Origin of the sequence: Dinoroseobacter sp. S124A (assembly GCF_049801015.1) — a bacterium.
Lineage (GTDB): Bacteria > Pseudomonadota > Alphaproteobacteria > Rhodobacterales > Rhodobacteraceae > Dinoroseobacter.
Genome location: NZ_JBNAGD010000001.1, coordinates 204,363 through 222,480, shown reverse-complemented (window position 1 = coordinate 222,480; position 18,118 = coordinate 204,363). Strand labels below are relative to the sequence as shown.

General features: G+C 65.6%; 15 protein-coding genes. 9 read left to right on the top strand and 6 right to left on the bottom strand.

Features of this window, described 5'->3' with window-relative positions; all coding sequences use genetic code 11:
• The first annotated feature begins 144 nt into the window (after positions 1-144).
• The 3 genes from ACP15I_RS01110 to ACP15I_RS01100 all read left to right on the top strand — a co-directional run bounded on the left by ACP15I_RS01110 (position 145) and on the right by ACP15I_RS01100 (position 5,787).
• Positions 145-1,575: a mannose-1-phosphate guanylyltransferase/mannose-6-phosphate isomerase gene (locus ACP15I_RS01110; protein ID WP_424973540.1), complete on the top strand. Its 1,431-nt coding sequence runs from the start codon at positions 145-147 to the stop codon at positions 1,573-1,575.
• A gap of 220 nt (positions 1,576-1,795) precedes the next feature.
• On the top strand, positions 1,796-3,205 hold the full coding sequence (locus ACP15I_RS01105) for a nucleotide sugar dehydrogenase (RefSeq protein ID WP_424973539.1): 1,410 nt from the start codon (positions 1,796-1,798) through the stop codon (positions 3,203-3,205).
• 29 nt (positions 3,206-3,234) lie between these two features.
• Positions 3,235-5,787 carry a calcium-binding protein gene (locus ACP15I_RS01100; protein WP_424973538.1) on the top strand — a complete coding sequence of 851 codons (2,553 nt, stop codon included), beginning with the start codon at positions 3,235-3,237 and terminating at the stop codon, positions 5,785-5,787.
• An 18-nt stretch (positions 5,788-5,805) separates the two neighbouring features.
• Here the strand turns inward: ACP15I_RS01100 and ACP15I_RS01095 are convergent, their stop codons facing one another.
• The 4 genes from ACP15I_RS01095 to ACP15I_RS01080 form a co-directional block, all read right to left on the bottom strand.
• On the bottom strand, positions 5,806-6,420 hold the full coding sequence (locus ACP15I_RS01095) for a response regulator (protein WP_424964808.1): 615 nt from the start codon (positions 6,418-6,420) through the stop codon (positions 5,806-5,808).
• Positions 6,421-6,430: 10 nt separating this feature from the next.
• Complete coding sequence (locus tag ACP15I_RS01090) at positions 6,431-9,193, bottom strand: PAS domain S-box protein (RefSeq protein WP_424973537.1); 2,763 nt, start codon at positions 9,191-9,193, stop codon at positions 6,431-6,433.
• A gap of 21 nt (positions 9,194-9,214) precedes the next feature.
• Positions 9,215-10,360, bottom strand: a complete 1,146-nt coding sequence (locus ACP15I_RS01085; RefSeq protein ID WP_424973536.1) for an FIST signal transduction protein — start codon at positions 10,358-10,360, stop codon at positions 9,215-9,217.
• 92 nt (positions 10,361-10,452) lie between these two features.
• A complete protein-coding gene (locus ACP15I_RS01080; RefSeq protein ID WP_424964811.1) occupies positions 10,453-10,863 on the bottom strand; it encodes a globin domain-containing protein in 411 nt (136 codons plus the stop codon).
• A 191-nt stretch (positions 10,864-11,054) separates the two neighbouring features.
• Between ACP15I_RS01080 and ACP15I_RS01075 the strand changes: the two genes are divergently transcribed.
• The 6 genes from ACP15I_RS01075 (at position 11,055) to ACP15I_RS01050 (ending at position 16,717) form a co-directional block, all read left to right on the top strand.
• Complete coding sequence (locus ACP15I_RS01075) at positions 11,055-12,140, top strand: tetratricopeptide repeat protein (protein WP_424973535.1); 1,086 nt, start codon at positions 11,055-11,057, stop codon at positions 12,138-12,140.
• A gap of 318 nt (positions 12,141-12,458) precedes the next feature.
• Positions 12,459-12,956, top strand: coding sequence for a hypothetical protein (locus ACP15I_RS01070; RefSeq protein ID WP_424973534.1), 498 nt, complete (start codon positions 12,459-12,461; stop codon positions 12,954-12,956).
• Positions 12,957-13,004: 48 nt separating this feature from the next.
• The gene (locus ACP15I_RS01065; RefSeq protein ID WP_424973533.1) at positions 13,005-14,036 is read left to right on the top strand and encodes a hemin-degrading factor; all 1,032 of its coding nucleotides are present in this window, start codon (positions 13,005-13,007) and stop codon (positions 14,034-14,036) included.
• Positions 14,033-14,866 (top strand): heme/hemin ABC transporter substrate-binding protein, encoded by an 834-nt coding sequence (locus ACP15I_RS01060; RefSeq protein WP_424973532.1) that lies wholly within the window; start codon positions 14,033-14,035, stop codon positions 14,864-14,866. The genes ACP15I_RS01065 and ACP15I_RS01060 overlap by 4 nt, the downstream gene beginning before the upstream one ends.
• Positions 14,856-15,935: a FecCD family ABC transporter permease gene (locus ACP15I_RS01055; RefSeq protein WP_424973531.1), complete on the top strand. Its 1,080-nt coding sequence runs from the start codon at positions 14,856-14,858 to the stop codon at positions 15,933-15,935. Before ACP15I_RS01060 ends, ACP15I_RS01055 begins: the two co-directional genes overlap by 11 nt.
• Entirely contained in the window at positions 15,932-16,717 is a 786-nt protein-coding gene (locus tag ACP15I_RS01050) for a heme ABC transporter ATP-binding protein (RefSeq protein ID WP_424973529.1), read from the top strand. The genes ACP15I_RS01055 and ACP15I_RS01050 overlap by 4 nt, the downstream gene beginning before the upstream one ends.
• Positions 16,718-16,891: 174 nt before the next feature.
• Here the strand turns inward: ACP15I_RS01050 and ACP15I_RS01045 are convergent, their stop codons facing one another.
• Positions 16,892-17,443 carry a hypothetical protein gene (locus ACP15I_RS01045; protein ID WP_424973528.1) on the bottom strand — a complete coding sequence of 184 codons (552 nt, stop codon included), beginning with the start codon at positions 17,441-17,443 and terminating at the stop codon, positions 16,892-16,894.
• A 101-nt stretch (positions 17,444-17,544) separates the two neighbouring features.
• Complete coding sequence (locus tag ACP15I_RS01040) at positions 17,545-18,111, bottom strand: tetratricopeptide repeat protein (protein WP_424973526.1); 567 nt, start codon at positions 18,109-18,111, stop codon at positions 17,545-17,547.
• Between the last annotated feature and the right edge of the window lie 7 nt (positions 18,112-18,118).

Genomic DNA, 18,118 nt, shown 5'->3' with positions numbered 1-18,118 from the left:
CGTCCCCCCCGCCCCGAGACCCGGCCTATCCCAAAGGATAGCGCCGGTCTCGAAAGGGCGCGGGTTCGATCCTCTCGGACAGACGATTTTGTCGCTCCGGACCGGCATGGTCTCTCCAAGAGATCAAGCAAAGGAGTTTTCGTAATGATCATCCCCGTTATCCTCGCTGGTGGCTCCGGTACCCGTCTTTGGCCCGCGTCGCGCAAAAGCTACCCCAAGCAATTCACAGAGCTTGTGGGTGCGCGCAGCCTGTTCCAGGACACCGTGACCCGTCTGCAGGGGGCGTCCTTTGCCGCCCCGACCATCATCACCGGCAACGATTTCCGCTTCATCACCGCTGAACAGCTGGATGATGCGGGCATCGAGGGCGCGTCGATCCTGCTCGAGCCTGCGGGCCGCAACACCGCCCCCGCGATCCTCGCCGCCGCCCTGCGCCACGAGGCGACCCCGGATGCGGTCCTGCTGGTGTCGCCCTCCGATCACAAGATCGCCCACACCGAGGCCTTTCTCGAGGCCGTGGCCGCCGGCGAGGCAGCAGCCCAGGAAGGTCATCTCGTGACCTTCGGGATCAAGCCCACCGCGCCCGAGACCGGCTATGGCTATCTGGAACTGACCGGCGCGCCGGAACTGGGCAAGCCGCAGGAACTGAAATCCTTCGTCGAGAAGCCCAAGAAGGCCTTGGCGCAGCAGCTGCTCAAGGATGGCCGCCACATGTGGAATGCCGGGATCTTCATGTTCAAGGTCCGCACCATCATCGAGGCCTTCGAAGTGCTGGCCCCGCGCCTCGTCATGCCGGTCCGCGCGGCACTGGCGGCGGGCAAGGACGATCTGTGCTTCTTCCGCCTCGGCGAGCAGGCCTACGATCGCTGCGAGGACATCTCGATCGACTACGCGATCATGGAAGCCGCCGAAGCCCTGCAGGTCATCCCGGTGTCTTGCGGCTGGACCGATCTCGGCTCCTGGCGGTCGGTGCATGGCGCGTCGGATCAGGACGCGGCGGGCAACACGGTCGAGGGCGACGCCCTGCAGATCGATTGCAAGAACACCCTGCTGAAATCCAACGCGACGGATACCAAACTCGTGGGTCTCGGGCTCGAAAACATCGCCGCCATCGCCACCGATGACGCGATCCTCGTGGCCAATCTCGACGACAGCGAGCGCGTCAAGGAGGTCGTGGCCGAGCTCAAGATCCAGGCCGCGCCGCAGGCCGAGGGCTTCCGCCGGTGCCACCGCCCCTGGGGCTATTACGAGACGCTGTCGCTGGGCGAACGCTTCCAGGTCAAGCGGATCATGGTCAAGCCGGGCGCCGCGCTCAGCCTGCAGAGCCATTTCCACCGAGCCGAGCATTGGGTCGTGGTCGAGGGCAGCGCCCATGTGACCGTGGATACCGACGTCTCCCTCGTGAGCGAGAACCAGTCGGTCTACATCCCGCTCGGCGCCGTTCACCGGCTCGAGAACCGCGGCAAGGTCCCGCTCAACCTGATCGAGGTCCAGTCCGGCGCCTATCTCGGCGAGGACGATATCATTCGCTACGAGGACGTCTACGCACGCGCCCCCGAGCAACAAGTCGCCTGACCCCACTCACGGACATCAGGCTTGGCCCGCGTTACCGGATTGCCGGTGGCGCGGGCCTTTTTTTATGCGCCAATCCCATCCGCGCGCCCCTCCTATCCGAAAGAACAGGGCGGCGATGCTTTTGCGGAAAAATCTAGTCTTTCAGTTAAAATACTTCGCGAATTCAGCACGTTAAAATCTCATCAACGGTAACAAGAGTTTACGTGAAAGGGTTTTCACCATGCTGGACATCGCATCTTTCGACTTCGCCCGCGCCGGGTTCGAGGCCGCCCTCCCCGTCACCGCCAAACTGGCCATCTCCGTCGTCGGACTGGGCTATGTGGGCGCGGTCTCGACCGCCTGCCTGTCCAGCCTGGGCCACAAGGTGGTGGGCGTGGATATCGATGCGGCCAAGGTCGCCGACATCGCCGCGGGCCGCTCGCCGATCCACGAAAAGGATCTGGGCAAGCTGCTGGAGGAAGGGGTTCAAAACGGGCTCGTCTCGGCGACTGCGGATCTGGCCGAGGCGGTGTTCGGCACCGATGTGACCTTCGTCTCCGTCGGCACGCCGACCGCCCCGGATGGTGGCTGCGACTACCGCTTCATCGAGGCCGCCGCCCGGACCATGGCCGCCGGGCTCGCACGGAAATCCGACTTCCACGTCTTCGTCATGCGCTGCTCAATCCCGCCGGGCACCACCATGAAGGTGATGACACCGATCCTCGAAGAGGTGTCGGGCAAGCGGCTCGGCGAGGATTTCGGCGTGGCCTTCAACCCCGAGTTCCTGCGCGAGGGCGTGGCGGTTGCGGATTTCTATGCCCCGCCCAAGACCGTGATCGGCGCCACCTGTGCGCGGACGGCGGAGATGCTGCGCGAGATCTATGCGCCGGTGGATGAGCAGCCGATCCTGACCTCGATCGAAACCGCCGAGATGGTCAAATACGTGGACAATGTCTGGCACGCGACCAAGGTCTGCTTCGCCAATGAGGTCGGCCGGCTGGCCAAATCCCAGGGCGTGGACAGCCACGCGGTGATGGATGTGTTCTGCCAGGACACCAAGCTGAACCTGTCGCCCTACTACCTCAAGCCGGGCTTTGCCTATGGCGGCTCCTGCCTGCCCAAAGAGGTCCGCGCCGTGGCCCATATCGCCAAGGCCGCCGGGGTCTCGCTGCCGATGATCGAAAATCTCGGCACCTCCAACCGCGAGCAGATTGAGAGCGCCGTGCGCATGGCCCGCGAGACCGGAGCGCGCCGCGTCGGGATCCTCGGACTGGCCTTCAAGCCGGGCACCGATGACCTGCGCGAAAGCCCGATCCTCGAGGTGATTGCCGCCCTGCGCGACGAAGGGATCGAGATCGTCGTGCACGATCCGGCCATCACCGCTGACACCGCCATCGAGAGCCAGCTCGGCTATGTCAAACATGGCAGCCCCGGCCTCGCCGCCCTCGCAGGGGAGCTGCGCGATTTCCTCGTGGCGTGCCCCGAGGATGTGGCCGCACAGGCGGATGCGCTGATCGTGACTCAGTCCAACCCCCATTACGCCCAGATCGCCCATGATGCCGCGACCCGGTGCGAAACCCCGATCATCGATGTTGTGCGCCTCTTCGAGGAGTGCCCGAAAACCGAAGCCTATCAAGGCATTGGCTGGTGAAGTTGTGATTGAACAAGAGAGGAATAATCATGCCAGATACAACCACATCTGACCGCACCCAAATCCTGGGAACCGGTCAAACCGAGACCCTGCAGGGCACCTCGGGAGCGGACGAAATCCTGGCCCTGGCCGGCGATGACGTGATCGAAAGCGCCGGAGGCGAGGATGTCATCTATGGCGACTTCATCGGGCAGAACCTGCTCGAGGGGGCCGACACCGCCACCAGCTTTGCCCAATATGGCGAGACCGGAGCCTGGACCGTGCGCGACGAAGGCAATGGCCATTCCAGCATGACCCAGTCCGTCGACACGCTCGCCGGGGCCACCTACGAGATCAGCTTCGAGCTGGCCGCGAATTACGGGGCCAACGTGCTCAGCGGCGCGGTCGAGGTTCTGTGGAATGGCGAGGTCATCAGCACGTTCGACACCAACAGCGCGGTGTTTCAGGACCAGATGGTGGCCTTTCAAGGCACGGGCGGCCCGGGGGAGCTGACCTTCCGATCCGTCGAGTCCACCGCATCAAGCGGCCCCGAGATCCTGACGGATCTGCCGGTCTTCTACTATGAGACCGACAAGGAGATTGGCGGCGAGACCGTCACGGTAAAATCCATCGCCGAGGGTCAATCCCACATCTATCAGGTGCTCAACGGCAAGCTGCATATCTTCGATCCGGTGACCGAAACCTACACGCCCGCCGGAGCCGAGGCGACCGTCGTGGTCAACGCGATCGGGTTCAACCAGCAGGACAACCTGATCTACGGCCTCGCGGTCAAGCCCGGCGTGGACGCGCTCGGCAACGCGGTCGCCGAAGCGGATCTGATGATGTATGACGCCTCGGGCGCGGCCTACCGGATCGGCGAGACCCCCTATCGCAGCTGGACCGCCGATATCGATGATGACGGCAATCTCTGGGCGTTTCACTCCAGCATGGACCGCGTCACGCGGATCGATCTCGACCAGCTCGACGCGGAGGGCAACCCGGTCACCGAGACCTACAAATTCCCCAAGGACATGATCACCGACAAGGTCTGGGATGTGGGCTTCGATGCCGCCACGAACACCTTCTACGGCATCGTCAAACCCGAGGTGGCCGGCGACGCGGCAAAGCTGTTCCAGATCGACATCTCGCAGGTTGAAAGCGGCGGTGAGCCGATCTTCTCGACCACGCCGATAAGCGGCACGGTGATCGACGGCGTTCTGCTGGACGGGGTGCCCGCGATCACCTTCGGGGCCTTCGTGGTCGATGGCGATGGCAACCTCTATGCCGGTGGCAATAGCGGCGACCATGATATGGACAGCACCACGAACTCCTCGGGCGGGATCTATCAGGTTCTCACCGATACCGAGACCGGAGTCGTCACGCTGGAGCTTGTCTCGGATGCGCCCAAGGCCAGTTCCAATGACGGCGCGGTGGATCCGCGCACCATGGATCCCTTCGCCGACAAGGACCAATACGCCCAGGTCCTGATCCGCTCGCCCGAAGTGGTCGAGACCCCGGATGACGCGACCACTTACGACGATCAGATCCATTCCGGCGCCGACGCAGACACGGTCTATGGCGGCTATGGCGAGGACACGATCATCGGCGCGGGTCGCGGCGACACCCTGAGCGGTGGGGCCGAGAACGACGCGATCTATGGCGGTGCAGGCCCGAACAGCACCTCGACAACGGTTTCGACCTATGACGCGGACGGGGTGCGCTACGACGCCGATGGCAACATCCTGCCCGAGGATGACGACACGCTCTATGGCGGCGAAGGGGATGACTACCTCAGCGGCTCGGCGGGTCACGACAAGCTCCATGGCGGGGTTGGCAATGACACGCTGGATGGCGGCACCGGGTTCGACGAGCTCTATGGCGATGCCGGCGACGACATCCTCAACGGCGGCAGCGATCAGGACACGCTCTGGGGCGGCGATGGCGCCGACACCATGAATGGCGGCTCGGGTCACGATACGCTCTATGGCGAGCTCGGACAGGACGTCATGATCGGCGGCAGCGGGGATGACACCCTCTCGGGCGGCGCAGACGCGGACGACCTCAAGGGCGGCTCGGGGGCCGATATCCTCCATGGCGATGCCGGGGACGACAAGCTCGATGGCGGCACCGGCGATGACGAGGTCTTCGGCGGGGACGGCGCGGACTATATCAAGGGCGGCTCCGGCAATGACCTGATGGTCGGCGGCGAAGGCAAGGACAAGCTGTCGGGCTATGTCGGGGATGACATCCTCGATGGCGGCGCGGGAGCGGACCGGCTCTATCTCGGGGCCGGGGCGGATATCGCCTCGGGCGGGTCGGGCAGTGACCGGTTCATCTTCCGCGCGGATGACCTCGATGGCAGCCAGGATCAGATCACCGATTTCCGCAATGCGGGCAGCGAATCCGATCGGCTGGACCTGCGGTCCCTGGACCTTTTGTCCGATGCCATGACCGAGGATCTCTGGATCGCGAGCTTCGTGGCCCAGGAGCAGGATAACAGCGTCTCGGTGGATCTGGGCGGCTGCACGATCAGCTTCGATGCCCGCGACGGAGGGCCCGCCGACGCGCTCTATCTCGAGATTTGCGACGGCATCCTGTTCTGACACCCTATGGGGCGGGCTTCAAAAGAGGCCCGCCTCCTTCGCGATCATCGCCGCCTGGGTCCGGTTCTTGGCGTCAATCTTGCGGCAGAGGGTCTTCACATGGAGCTTGATCGTCACCTCCTGCAGATCCAGCTCCCGTGCGATTTCCTTGTTCGACAGGCCGCGACACAAACCGCCCAGCACCTGATGCTCCCGCTCCGAGAGCTGCTTGGCCAGGGGGATCTCGGCGGTTTCCTCCTCGGCATTGAGGAAATCGAGAGGGACATAGGTTTCCCCCATTGCCATGAATTTCACCGCGTTCACCATGGATTTCGCCGCCATGGTCTTGGGCAGAAAGCCGATCGCCCCCGCATCGATGGCATCCTGTGCGATCACCTTGGAGGCCGTCCCGGACATCATCGCCACGGGCCGCCCGAAGGACGCATCAATGGCTTTCTTCAACCCGTTGAGCCCATCCATCCCCGGCATGGTGTAGTCCAGCAGCACGAGATCATAGGCGATATCATTGCTGATCTTCTCGCAGGCAGCGTCCAGCGATCCGCAGGTTTCCACCTCGAACCCGCCCTCGGCCTTCAGGAAGGACGCGAGCGTTTCCAGAACGAGATCATGGTCGTCAGCAAGCAATACACGCATGGCAGGAGCCTCAGTTGGGGTCTCCATGATATTCCGAAAGAACAGAAGATAAATGGTTAAGGTCCGTCGGTTTGGCCAGAACCATGTCGACCGTACCGTTTGTGACACGCGGATCGGACAGGCGACGAGCCAATGCGGTCACAAGGATCACCGGGATATCCGGGTTCGCGCGCTTCACGCGCTCGGCCAGATCACCGCCATTCATCTCAGGCATGTCGTAATCGGTGACCACGGCAGACCACGCCTCGGGCGCATCCTCGACTGCCTCCACCGCATCGCGCGGATCGATGCAGACGGCAACCTCGGCGCCCTGCGCCTCAAGATAGGCGGCCGCGACCGTCGCCACATCCTCGTCATCATCCACAAGGATGATGGTCTGCCCGCCCAGATGGTGCCCGGCGGCCGCTGGCCCCGCCTGCCCCGCCTCCTCCGGCGAGGCGATGGGCCAGTAGACCGAGACGGTTGTCCCCGTCCCCTTGACTGATCGGATGCCGACCGCACCGCCAATCGCCTGCACCTGTAGCGACACCATGGCAAGGCCCAGCCCCGTACCGTGGCGGCCCTTGGTCGAGAAATACGGCTCGAACACCGCTTCAAGCTGGCCGGGATCGATCCCGCTGCCGGTATCGGAGACGTCGATCCGCACATAGCGTCGCGCGGGCAAAAGCTCCCCCACATGGGTGCCATCGATGCGACGCCCGGACAGGGAGGACACCTCGAGCGCGATCTGCCCATCGCCCGACCCGATGGCATCGCGGGCATTCAGCACAAGGTTCACGATCGCCTGGGTCAAGGAGCCCGGATCACCCGAGAGCGCGTAGCTCCCCTCCCCCGCTGCCATGGAGAGCGACACACCCTGGGGCAGGCTCGGCTCCACCAGCGCGGGGATATCCGCGATGGCCGAGCGCAAATCGAACGTGCCCTGCGCGTCGTTATTGGCGCCGATATCGAGCAGGCGATTGACCAGTTTCGCCGCCTGCGTCCCCGCGGTCGAGATCCGGTTCACATGGGCCTTGAGGCTGTCGGTCAGCTGCTCTTCGAGCCCGATCAGCGTGGCCGAGCCATTGATCGCCGAAAGCAGGTTGTTGAAATCATGGGCGATCCCTGCCGTGAGCTGGGCGGTGGCCTCCTGCCTCTGCAACTGCTGCAACCCCTGTTTCAGATCCGCCTCGCGGGTCTCGTATTCCAGCCGGTCCGTGATGTCGCGGAACACGATCACCGTCCCGCCGCTGTCGAGCACCGTACCGGTGACCTCATGGGTGCGGGTCTTGCCCTTCTCCTGACGCTCCAGCGTCATGTCGAAGGGCTCCTGGTTAGCGGACTGGGTCTGGCTGTCATAGCGGGTGTACCAGGTCTTGCCCAAGGCCGCCGTCGGCGAGGCGAAGCCCAACAGTTCGGAGGCCGCACGGTTCAGGAAGGTCAGCCGCCCGGCCACATCGGTCACAGCGATGCCGTCCTGAGCGGCCTCGATCGCCGCCAATCGCTGGGACAGCAGCCGCTGCGCAGATTTCATCGGGGTCACATCCGTCGCCGAGAGCACCATGCCGCCATCGGCAAAGCTCGAGGCACGGATCAGCACCGTATGGCCGTCGGGCAGATCGATCTCGCGCCCGTTGGGCAATTGTGACAACGCTTCCAGATCCGGCTCGGCCAGCAGGGTCGTGACCCGCCCCGGCAGATCGTCCGAGGCCATCAGATAGGCCGCCCAGTTTTCCCCGAAGGTCGAGCCAACGGACCAGTCCACATTGGGCGCAAAGAAGATATCCCGCGTGGCGTCATTGGAAAACGCCACCACGTGGCCGGGTTCGAGCACGAGGAAGGCATCCTCGGTCGCGGTCAGCGCACGGGCCATCTGCGCCCGGGTCTTGTCGCGCTCAGCCGCCGCCTCGACCCGCCCGCTCACATCGTTCTGGGTCGCCACGAGGTTGACGATCCTGCCCGCCTCGTTTTCCACCGGAAAGAGGGTCAGCTCGTTCCAGAACAGACTGCCATCCTTGCGTCGATTGCGCAGCAGGAACTGACCCGGCGCATTGTCCCGCACCGCCGCGCGGAGCCGACTACGCTCCGCCCCGTCGACGGGTTCGGCCGAGAGAAAGCGACAGTTCTCGCCCAGAACCTCCTCCGCCGTGTAGCCGGAAATCTCTTCAAAGGCGCTGTTCACATAGATCAGCGGGCGTTCGGGTCGCGTCGCATCCGCAATGGCAAAGCCCGAGGATGAGCCCTGGATCGCCGCCGCCAGAAGCTTGTTTTCCGTGGCGATCTTGCTGCCCTGGAGCGCGCGCAGGGCGAGCCCGGCGAGCCGTTCCACAAGGCTGAGTGAGCCCCGGGCAAAGGCCGGCGGGGATGCCTTGAACACCGCGAGCGCATAGCGCCGCCCATCCGAATGGAGCGGCGCGCATTCAAAGCCCGTATAGCCCGAGATGTCGAGATCCCCGCCCCAGGCCCCGGTCACGGACAGATCGATGATGTCGCGCGCGCGGGCCGCCAGATCAAAGGGCGGCACAAGCCGCTTGCCGATCATGCGAGCCTCGTCGCTGGCCGAGATCAGGAAGCTGCCATCGCCATCGATCTCGCCCAGAACGGCAAGGTCGGCCCCGATCTTGTTGCGCAGAGAAACAAAGATGCTGCCCAGCGCGTCACCGGGCGTGCGCGCACTGGAATAGGCCTCAAGGCATTCGAGAAGCTTGCGCGTCTCGTTGAGAGATTTCGCCTCGCGTTCGCGCAGGAGCTGCAATTCGAGCAGCGCCTCGCGCAGCCGCTCATCTTCGGCCATGATCGGGTCCCTTAAGCTGGGCTATCCGAACACTATGCAGGAAATCATTAAGTTTCCATGGCGGTTTCCGGCCCCGATGATCTGGCCCTGCTCCCCAAAGGTGAAGGTCCCGAGGAACGGCGCCGGACCGAGCGAGCCTGCAACACCGGCCACGACCTCCTCAAGGCGATCACGCACCGAGAGCATGCAGCCCCCGCAATAGACCATGAGGGCCCCGGCAATCGGCGATGTCTCCATGCCGCCCGCGGCGCGCGCAAGGGCGGCCACCCGGCCGGCCCGGTCGATCAGCCCGGCCTGGGTGCCGGTCATGCAGGTCAGAACCTCGCCCTCTTCCACCGTTGCAAAGAGCTCCAGCGCGCCGGCGGTGTTGGCCGCCGCCGGATGGGCCAGCAGGTAGGAGGGCAGACCATCGAGTTCGGCCACCCTGCGCCCGAGCGGGGCGAGGGTGCTGTCCGACAGGATCGACTGCATCCCCGGATCGCCCGGGTCCAGCGAGACGGCGCCCTCACACCATGCGCGATAGACCTCGAAGGCCGGGCGATGATCGATCTCGATCACGCGGCGCCCCTCGATCCGGGTGACGGTCCCGGATTTCTCGGTGGGCGAGTAGCCGTTGTGATAGGCAAAAGAGACCGGGCGCGAGGGGAACATGACTGTCACGACCACGCCCGCCGCCTCGCGCCGGGACTTGTCGAAGACGAACCACTGGCCGCTGACATCGTTGTCCGCTGCACTGCCGCCGATGATCGGAACATCTGTGCCGATCACGGATTCGATCCCGGCAAGGATCGCCTCCTCCGTGCCTGGGGTGCTGGAAACCCAGACAAGCTCGGGCTTCTCGCCGAGCCGGTCCGCAGCCGCCAGCGCCTGCATCGTCGCCGCCCGGGCCGCGCTGTAGCTGTCGGGATCGAACGGCAGCATGGCCGTGCCATAGGCGCCGTCCGGATCGTCAATCGCAAAGACCGCGACCCCGTCGGTCACGCCCGCATGGCTCATGGCCCCCAGACAGGAGGTCGCCCCATGCACCTGGCCCTGCAATTCAACCAGTCCAAGGACGTGGGGATCCAGGCTGCATGTGCCATGGACCGCGACGAAACTGGCCGAGCGCAGTTCTTGCACTGCCTCGGCCCCGGCTTGAGCCGTGATGGAAAGAACTCTGATCTTCATATCCGCCAACCTGTCTACACCCGCGCACCCTACGGCGCGGTGCTGTCGGGCGGGTCATCAACTCGGTATAGCGGCCTATACCAACGTATAGTTTAAGCCGGGTAAGCGGCCTGAACCATCGCCTCGGACAACCCGCCATAGATCTCGGCCCAGGCGGCTTCGTCCTCGGGACTGAACTCGGTACCCAACACATGTTTGAGCGACTTGATCAGCGCCGCTCCGACCGAGGCGTATTGGTCTGCGGTTACGCCATAAGCCACATGGCGGATCGCAAGATCCCGCGCCGCGGGCAGCAACGCGTCGGGATCCTCCAGATGATCCACCACAAATCCAAGGGTTTGCACGAGCTTGCGCCCCTGAAGCTCCAGATTGCCGACAAAGAGCGGCTTGGTCGTCGGATCGCCGCGAAACAAGTTCGCGTAGAAGATACGCGCCACATCCTCGGACAGAGGGGCGACCTGGGCCCAGGTCTTTTGAACGCGGTGGGTGGGGGATGTGGTCACGGTGCTCTGGCTCCTTGGGTGGCTCAGCATCGGGGTTGGGCGAGTTAAACAGTGCCGCCCGGGCATGTCCATGGCCGGAACGGGCGATGGCCGGGCGGGGTTATGCGAATGCGCGCGCCCCTATCCCGATGGCTAGGCGCATTCGGGACACGTGCGGCGATAGATTGGGCTCAAACAATGAGGTTCCGATGATGAAAAAGCTGTTTACGACCCCGTTTCTGACCCTGACCCTGTGCGCGGCGCTGTCTGGCGCGGGGGCCCTAGCCGACACCGATGCCGAGACACGCAAGCTCCACAAGGCGAGCTATTCCGAGGCGATGGCCCTGCGCGAGACCGCACCGGATGCCGCCGCAACCGCCATACGCGCCTTGGCCGAGGCCGGTTATCCGCGGGCCATGGATCGGCTCGCCTATTTCCACACGAAAGGGCATGGCGTGCCACTGGATCTCGGCGCGGCGCAGGCGCTTTATGCGCAGGCGATCGCGGCGGGCTATGACCGATCCCTCGTTTCACTGGGCAAGCTGGCCCTGAAAACCGGGGACCTCGCTCTGGCGGAGGACAGCCTGGAACGGGCGATCGCCCAGGGATTGGACAGCGCGGCACCGGTGCTGGGCTGGGCCCACGCAACGGAACGGCTCGGGGCGCGGTCGGATCCCGCGCGGGGCTTGGCCACGCTGCGCGCATTGGCGGCGCAGGACAGCCGGGATGCGCAGATCTTCCTGCTGGCGGGTCTCTTGAAGCAGCCGCAAGAGCCCGGCGCGACGGAGGCTGTGCTCGCGCGGCTCGAGACGCGCGCTGCAGAGGGGGACGCGAAGGCGGCCGAGGGGCTCTTGCGCTATTACCGGTTGCGCGGTCTCGGTGCCGAGACCGCGCGGACCCGCGCCGCCCTGCTGGAGACGCCCGGGATGCGCGCGAAGATCCGGATCGAGGAAGGGCTCTACCTGGCGGTCGAGCGCGAACCGGCGCGCTTCTGGCTGGCCTCCGAAGTTCTCTTGCAAGAGGCTCCGAACCCGGTCTTTGCCCGGGCGCTGACCGTGACCTCGAAACTGAACAAGAACGCCTATATCCGCGTGCTGCAGGCGGAATTGACCGCGCTCGGCTACCGGACCGGGCGGCCCAGCCCCTATCTCAACGCGCCACTGATCCGGGCAGTGAACCAGTTCTGCCGCGATACCGGGATCAGCGAGAGCTGTCGCCTTGGTCCGCTGAAATCGGTCACCATCAAGGCCGTGGCCGCCGAGCTTGCCACCCGCCGCGCCCCGCCTGTGGCCGGATGAGCGCGGCCTCCGGCCCCCTGCCGTCGCCCGTTTGGGGCCGGCGGCAGAGCCTATCCCGGCCGAGACACGCCGCCCCATGCGGGCGCTGCCCAAGGCGCTTGTCTTAACCCACTAAATCTGTCAGGATTAGCGCAACCCAGCCAAGCACCTGCCTGAGCCCGGTCCGAACACGTACCGAGACCCGATGTGCCCCGCGCGCATCGCACCGGCGGAGGCCCTGCTTGCTGTATCTACTGACCCTTTCCGAGACACCGCGCCCCAGATGGGGATTTGACGCGTTCTGGACACCGGAAACCTGCGATTTCTGGAGTGTGTCCCATGGTGGCTAAACGCAAACCCGCCGGCGACGACTGCTGCAGCCGCGCGCTTGAAACACAGGCCACCCGCCTCGATGACACGGATTTCGGCCCGCGCGAGCTGATCATCCTGCAAACCGCACGCTACTTCTTTGACAGTTTCGCCTATCCTCAGGGGCAAAGCTGGATCCTCGGCTTTGATTGCCCCAGCGTGCATTACGGCGAGGCCGAGGGCGCGCGGGTCGCCGCGCTTGTGCTGGACAGCGTGCAAACCATGCGACTGTCGCGGCAGTCCTGCTTTCGGTTCAACAATCCCCATTGCGTGACCTGCTCGCAGATCCTGTCAGAGCATGAGCGGCTTTTCATGCGCAGCTTCGTCGCCCTAAGGGACGACCGCCGTCCGGTGGCGTTCTCCTACGCGATGCTGCTGTGCGAAATGAACCCGGTGGATTCCTTTCTCGCCGCACAGCTGCGGCTGGTGAATGCCACAGCGGATCGCACGCTCGCGCCGACGCCGTGATCCACCATGCCCAACGCCCACAGCCACCACTGACCCTTGGGGGACCCCATGCTTGATGCCCATGAAATCCGCGAAGCCCGCACCCAGCGTCCCGGGCGGGCCCGGGATATTGCCGATGCGCTGGGGATCTCGGAGGCGGCGCTCGTCGCGGCAGAGGTCGGGCATGGCGCCACCGCGCTCCATGCCCATCCCAACACGCTGATCCCGTCCCTTGGCGCGCTAGGACCGATGATGGCGCTGACCCGGAACGACGCCTGCGTTATCGAGAAAAACGGCGCATACACCGACTATCACGGCGGCGAGCATGCAACGATGACCCTGAACGCGGGGATCGATCTGCGCATGTTCCCACGTCACTGGCGCCACGCCTTTGCCCTCTCCGAGGAGGTGCGCAGCGGTCTGCGTCACAGCCTGCAGGTCTTTGATGCCGCCGGGGACGCCGTTCACAAGGCCTATCTGCCCCAGGACGCGGATCTGACCGGGTGGGAGGCGTTCAAGACCGCCTGCGCCCTGCCCGAGCAGACCGACAGCGTCACACTGGCCGAACGCGAGCCGCCCGAGGCCGCAAAGATCAATCTCGAAAAGCGGGACATCCTGCTCAAGGAATGGGCCCGGCTGACGGACACGCACCAGTTCCTCCGGCTCTGTGCCAAGCTCAAAATGAACCGGCTCGGGGCCTACCGCATCGCCGAAGCGCCCTTTGTCCGCGCCCTCGCCCCCGAGGCGGTCGACACCCTGCTGCAGGGCGTTCAAAGCGCGGGGTTCGACATCATGCTCTTTGTGGGCAATCGCGGGTGTATCGAGATCCATACGGGCCCGATCCGCCGGCTGGAGCCCATGGGTCCCTGGCAGAATGTGCTCGATCCCGGGTTCAACCTGCATCTGCGGCGGGACCGCATTGCCGAGGTCTGGCAGGTCGAGAAACCCACGCAACGCGGCGCGGCGATCTCGGTCGAGGCCTTTGACGCCCAGGGCATGCTCATCCTTCAGATCTTCGGCGTGCCCAAGGACGGCAACGACACCCGCGCCGCCTTCGCTGAACTGGCCCATGGCCTGCCCGGACAGGAGCCCGTGTCATGATGTTTCGCCTGACCCTTCTGGTGTTCCTGCTGGCCGGTCCGGTGCTGGCCTCGGACCGGGTGCTGACGATTGGCGGTGCCCTGACCGAGATCGTCTACGCCCTCGAAGAGGAGGCCCGGCTCGTGGGGCGGGACACGACCTCGACCTTCCCGCCCGAGGCAGAGACCCTGCCCGATGTGGGCTACATGCGCGCCCTGTCCCCGGAGGGTGTCCTCAGCCTCGCCCCCGATCTCATCATTGCCGATGAAGGGGCGGGCCCGGCGGAGGCGCTTGATGTTCTTTCTTCCGCGCGTGTTCCGATTGTCATGGTGCGCGATGAGCCGAGCGCGGACGGCCTCATCGCAAAGATTTCTCAGGTCGCCGAGGCGCTCGGTGTGCCGGATCGCGGCGCGGCGCTGGCCGCACGGGTTGGCGCAGATCTTGCGGCTGCGCGCACCCAGGTCGCCCAGCTTTCCGGCGAGGCCCCGAAACGCGTGCTTTTCGTGCTGTCGACCCAGGGCGGGCGGATACTCGCCTCGGGGACGGACACGGCGGCGGCGGCGATGATCGAGCTGGCTGGCGGCGTGAACGCGAATACCGGGTTCGAAGGCTACAAGCCGCTGACCGACGAGGCCGTGGCCGCCATGGCCCCCGACCTGATCCTGATGATGGATCGCGGCGGAGATCACGGCATGGCCACCGATGCGCTGCTGGCCCTGCCCGCCTTCGCCGCCACCCCGGCGGCGCAGAACCGCGCGGTGGTGCGGATGGACGGGCTGTTCCTTCTGGGTTTCGGGCCCCGCACGGCACAGGCGGTGCGGGACCTCTCCGGCGCGCTCTATGGCAGCTGACCTGACCCAGAGCCCGGCGGTGCAGGCCTCCCGTGGCAGCCGCCATGCGCGGGCCATGCGGTTGCATCTCTGGCTCTGGGCATTCCTGATCCTCGTGTCACTCTTTTCGCTGGGGATCGGTGCTGCGGGCACACAGGTGAGGCTGGCGCTGTTCGACTGGATCCGCACGGGCACGCTGGATGCGGGCGCACAGGTGATCCTGTTCGACATCCGCCTGCCCCGCCTCGCATTGGGGTTGCTGGTGGGGGCGGCTCTCGCGGTTTCGGGGGCGGTGATGCAGGGGCTCTTTCGCAACCCGCTGGCGGACCCGGGCCTTGTGGGGGTCAGCGCCGGGGCTGGCCTCGGCGCGATCCTCGCGATCGTGCTGGGTGCGGCGCTGCCTGTGGCGCTGTTGGATGTGGCCGGGGACTACCTTGTCCCGATCGCCGCCTTCGCCGGGGGCTGGGGCAGCACGATCCTGCTTTACAAGGTGTCAACCCGGCGCGGGCGGACCTCGGTCGCGACCATGCTGCTGGCCGGGATCGCGCTGGCGGCCCTGACCGGGGCGCTGTCGGGCATTCTGGTCTATATCGCCGATGACCGTCAGCTGCGGGACCTGACCTTCTGGGGGCTGGGCTCGCTGGCGGGGGCGACATGGACCAAGGTGCTGGTGGCCGGGCCGCTCATCGCGTTGGCCTTCCTGTCGGCACCGCTTCTGGCACGGGGGTTGAACGGGCTGGCCCTGGGAGAGGCCGCAGCCGCCCATATGGGGGTCGCGCTGGAGCGGTTGAAGACCGGTGCGATCCTGATCGTGGCCAGCGCCACCGGGGCGGCGGTGGCGGTCTCGGGCGGGATCGGCTTCGTGGGGATCGTGGTGCCGCATCTGCTGCGGATCGCGGTCGGGCCGGATCACCGGACGCTTCTGCCCAATGCCGCGGTCCTGGGGGCGAGCCTACTGGTGCTGGCCGATTGCATCAGCCGCACGATCATCGCGCCTGCGGAACTGCCGATCGGGATCGTCACCGCCGTACTGGGCGCGCCGGTCTTCCTGTGGATCCTGCTGCGGGCGCGCGGAGTGGTGGATCTATGAGCCTCGACGCACGCCAGATCACCGTGCGTCTTGGTCGGCGCGAGGTCCTCTCGCGGGTGGATTTCTCCGCGCGCGCGGGTGCGCTTACCGCCATTGTCGGGCCAAACGGATCGGGCAAGACCACGCTCCTGCGCGCATTGGTTGGAGAGATCCAGGCGCAAGGCCAGGTGCATCTGAACGGCACGGACATCACCGCCGCCAAGCCCTGGACCCTGGCCGCCCGACGCGGGGTGCTGCCGCAAGCCGCCGCCCTCGCCTTCCCCTTCTCGGTGATCGAGGTGGTCACCATGGGGCTCGAGGCCGGACGTCACGCAGCGCGGCGGACCCTGCCGGCCCAGGCGCTGCAGCGGGTCGGGCTGCGCGGCTATGAGGATCGCTATTACCAGGAGCTCTCGGGCGGCGAGCAGCAACGGGTGCAACTGGCCCGGGTCCTCTGTCAGGTCTGGGAGCCGGTCTGCGACGGCGTGCCGAGCTGGCTGTTTCTCGATGAGCCGGTCTCAAGCCTCGATATCGGGCACCAGCTCGGCATCATGCAGATCGCGGCGGATTACGCCGCGCGGGGCGGCGGGGTGATCGCCGTGATGCATGACCTGAACCTGACGGCCATGTTCGCCGATACCGTGGCCCTGCTGAAAGACGGCGCATTGCAGGCCCATGGCGCGCCGCAGGCCGTGCTGACCGATCAAAATCTCAGCCTAGCCTATGATTGCCCGCTGCGGGTCAACACGGCGCCGCCGACGGATACGCCTTTCCTTCTGCCGCACGCCGCCGGGCACGCCTGAGCCGCTGGGCCCCTGGGCCCCGGAGACCGCCCGACGGTGCCGCCAAGGCCAGACGCCCCGCGCGCACGGCGGCGCGCGGGGCTCTGAAACCGCGACCCGAGCCTGTTCAGGGCCCGCCCTCCCCCCGGCAGCCAAGGCTGACACACCCAAATGCCAGCCGCAGCCTGCGGGGATTTAGCCGGGAATGATCGGTTGCACCGGCTCGTCCTGGGCTTGCATCAGGGCTTCAAACTCTGGAAGGCCAAGGGTGCCGAGGGTTTCCCCGTTGGGCCCCAGGATCTCGTAGATCACCCCATCGGTGCCCTTGTTGCTGAACCACGCAATGCATTCCTCCGCACCGCCCCCTTCCGTATGCGGGGCGCCGCCACCGGGCTTCTGGACAAAGCTCGCGGTGGGACGGATCTCTGTCAGGGTGCCTTCGGCGTCATAGAGGCGCAGCTCGCCCTGGATGATGAAGGTGCTGTAATCCGCGTGGTGCTTGTGCAGCACGACCTTCTCATTGGCCGCGAATTTCAGCAGCAGGTCCACGACCTTCTGGTCCCGATCCACGTTCAGCACGTGATACCAGAGATGGTCGATCCCCTCGAGGGTGTTCCATGTGACGTTGCGATCGTCAAAAGCCGCGGCGACTTTGGTGGCGGCCTCGCTGGCATTCGCCCCGAGAACCACGGCGGATACCGCGGTCCCGATGGCTGCCAGACCGTCCCGGCGTGTCAGTGATCTCATCTTGTCCTCCCTTTGGATCGTGGTGTTGGTGCGTGTTCGGATCAGGTCCCGTTGCCCCGGCACGGGCGGCATCCCGCAGGGCGCGCCGCGGGGCCGCGCGCTCAGAAGAGCGGTGCGTATTTCCAGTTATCCGCGTCCGGAGTGACCTCATCGAGATCGTAATCCGCCCCCTGCAACCGCTTGGCGACCTGCAGCCCGTCCCGGGCAGCCTCATCGATGAAGGCCCGGCCCAGCGCCTCGTCCTGGGTTGTGCCATGGCCGCGCATCAGGTTGAGCCCGTGGTTGAACTTGCCGATCGGATCGCCCGCTTCGGCAGCCTTGCGGTCCCACTCGGCAGAGGCGTCGGGATTATAGGGTCCGCCGAGCCCGTTGTTTTCCAGATGGCTCATCCAGGTCATCGCCTTGGTGATCCCCGCATCGGCGCATTTCCGGATCAGCTTGCGCGACAGGACCGGGTCGTCCTTCTTCGTCACATTGATCCCCAGCGAGCAGGTGACGCTGTCGACGACCCCCATCTCCAACTTGCGCACGATCATGTCCTTGCCGGTGTCATCCGGGTTCAGGATGCCGTGGTCATCCTCGGCGGTGACCGGGACCTCCGCCGCTGCCCCTGAGGCGAGCGAGGCGAGGCAAAGCGCAAGGACAAGGGGTGTTGCGGTCGGTGTCATGGGGCCC